A 2,468-nucleotide genomic window follows, 5' to 3' on the forward strand; every position below is an offset into this window, starting at 1 on the left:
CCTGGAAGCCGCGGTCGCCGCGGCTTCGGCCATCCGCGACGAGGTCGCCTCCGAGCGGCAGACCCGGGCCGGGGCCCTGGCCCGGGCCCGCGAGGAGGTCGGGGAGCTCACCACCCGGATCAACGCACTGACCGACGCGCTGCACCGCGACGAGGTCGCCAAGGCCCAGGCGGCCCTGCGTATCGAACAGCTCGAGGAGCAGGTGCTCGACCAGTTCGGCATGTCCGCCGCCGATCTGGTCGCCGAGTACGGCCCGAGCGTGGCGCTGCCGCCCTCGGAGCTGGAGATGGCCGAATACGAGCAGGCCAAGGAGCGCGGTGAGCCGGTCACCATGCCCGCGCCGATGCCCTATGACCGGCCCACCCAGGAGCGTCGGGCCAAGCGCGCCGAGCGTGAACTCGCTCAGCTGGGCCGGGTCAACCCGCTGGCCCTCGAGGAGTTCGCTGCGCTGGAGGAGCGCTACAACTTCCTGTCCACCCAGCTCGAGGACGTCAAGGCGGCGCGCAAGGACCTGCTGGACGTGATCTCCGATGTGGACACCCGGATCCTGCAGGTGTTCACCGAGGCCTACGCCGACGTCGAGCGTGAGTTCGCCCAGGTGTTCGCCACGCTGTTCCCCGGCGGAGAGGGCAGGTTGCTGCTCACCGACCCGCACGACATGCTCACCACCGGCATCGAGGTCGAGGCCCGCCCGCCGGGCAAGAAGATCAAGCGGCTGTCCCTGCTCTCCGGTGGGGAGAAGTCGCTGACGGCGGTGGCGATGCTGGTCGCCATCTTCCGGGCCCGTCCGTCGCCGTTCTACGTGATGGACGAGGTGGAGGCGGCCCTCGACGACGTCAACCTGCGCCGCCTGATCAGCCTGTTCGAGCAGCTGCGGGAGCGCTCGCAGCTGATCGTGATCACCCACCAGAAGCCGACCATGGAGGTCGCCGACGCCCTCTACGGTGTGTCGATGCGCGGCGACGGCATCACCGCGGTGATCTCGCAACGCATGCGGGGCCAGGAGCTGGCGGCCAGCCCGTCCTGACCGGGCTCAGATCCTCGCGGTGGCGCCGCGGCGCCGCAACGCGGCCAGATCCGCCGCGCCGCAGCCGTGTAGGCAGACCAGCAGCTCGTCGAGGAACCGCTGAAGCCAGTCGAGAACCGCATCGACGGACTCGATCGCCGGGGCCAGCAGAGGCCGGGCCACGGCGACCATGTCCGCGCCCAGCGCCAGCGCCTTGGCGGCGTCCATCCCGGTGCGGATGCCCCCGGAGGCGACCAGCGGCATGCCGGGCAACACCTGCCGCACCTCGGTGAGCGCCTGCGCGGTCGGGATGCCCCACTCGGCCAGCTCGGGATGGCGTACCTCGCCGTAGCGGACGAACTGTTCGATGCGGGCCCAGGAGGTGCCGCCGGCCCCGGCGACGTCGACGGCCGCCAGCGGGCAGTCGACGAGCTCGGCGGCCGCCGCCGCTCCGATGCCGTGTCCGACCTCCTTGAGCACGACCGGGTAGCCGATCGTGTCCACCACGGCGCGCAGACGCTCGACCGAACCCGAGAAATCGGTGTCTCCGTGGTGCTGCATCGCCTCCTGCAGCGGGTTGGTGTGCACCGCCAGTGCGTTGGCCCCCACCCCGGCGAGTGCACCGGCCAGCCCCGGCAGCACCGCCGGCTCCAGCTGGGCCAGGCCGATGTTGCCGATGACGAGGATGTCGGGGGCCTCGGCTCGGACATCGAAGCTCACGGTGGTCGCCGGGTCGTCGATCATCACGCGCTGGGATCCGAGCATCATGCCGAGGCCCAGCTGTTGTGCCGCCGCGGCCAGATTGCGGTTGATGATGCCCGAGAGCTGCGCGCCTCCGGTCATCGCGCCGATCAGCACTGGTGCGCGCAGCCGGGCGCCGAGGAACTCGGTGCTCAGGTCCACACTGTGCAGATCGGTCTGGGTCAGTGCGTTGTAGGGCAGCCGGTAGCGCTCGAACCCGGTGCTCAGTGTCTGGTAGTCGACGTCCTCGGTCAGGCAGACGTCGATGTGGCGCCGCTTGCGGTGCTGCAGGGCGGGCATGGGGTCGGGGGTCATCGGTGAGGACCCTGCGACAATGGCGGGGTGTCTGAAGGTCTCTGGATCGCGATAGCGGTCATCGCCGTTCTGCTGGTCGCCGCGCTCGTCGTCGGATTGCTGCGGTACCGCCGGCGGCGGATCAGCATCTCCCGTCCTGACACTGCCACTCCTGTTGATCGTTCGGGCGGCTACGCGGCCTCCTCCGGGATCACCTTCAGTCAGTCCGCCCCGGCGGTGAGCCCGCCCGAGACACCGCCGGCGAGCCGGCCGGAACCGACACCGCCGCCGAGCCGGCCGGAACCGACCGAGCGCATCGACACCTCCGGCCTACCCGCCGTCGGCGATGATGCCACCATTCCGCGGGACGCGCCCAAACGTCCGATCGCCGACGTCACGCTCCCGGAGCCCCCGGTCGCGCCGCCAC

2 protein-coding genes and 1 pseudogene are annotated in these 2,468 nt (G+C 70.9%); 2 read left to right on the forward strand and 1 reads right to left on the reverse strand.

Going from position 1 to position 2,468, the window contains the following annotated elements:
- Positions 1-1,027 (forward strand): AAA family ATPase (locus ACXAID_RS27715; RefSeq protein ID WP_475025375.1); only part of this gene is annotated, 1,027 nt, incomplete at its 5' end.
- Positions 1,028-1,033: 6 nt separating this feature from the next.
- Here the strand turns inward: ACXAID_RS27715 and fni are convergent.
- Positions 1,034-2,062 (reverse strand): type 2 isopentenyl-diphosphate Delta-isomerase, encoded by a 1,029-nt coding sequence (fni, locus tag ACXAID_RS27720; RefSeq protein WP_475025376.1) that lies wholly within the window; start codon positions 2,060-2,062, stop codon positions 1,034-1,036.
- Positions 2,063-2,089: 27 nt separating this feature from the next.
- Between fni and ACXAID_RS27725 the strand changes: the two are divergent.
- Positions 2,090-2,468: pseudogene (locus ACXAID_RS27725) on the forward strand (signal recognition particle-docking protein FtsY); the annotation flags it as partial.

It is taken from the genome of Mycobacterium sp. ABE4_509, from assembly GCF_056160785.1.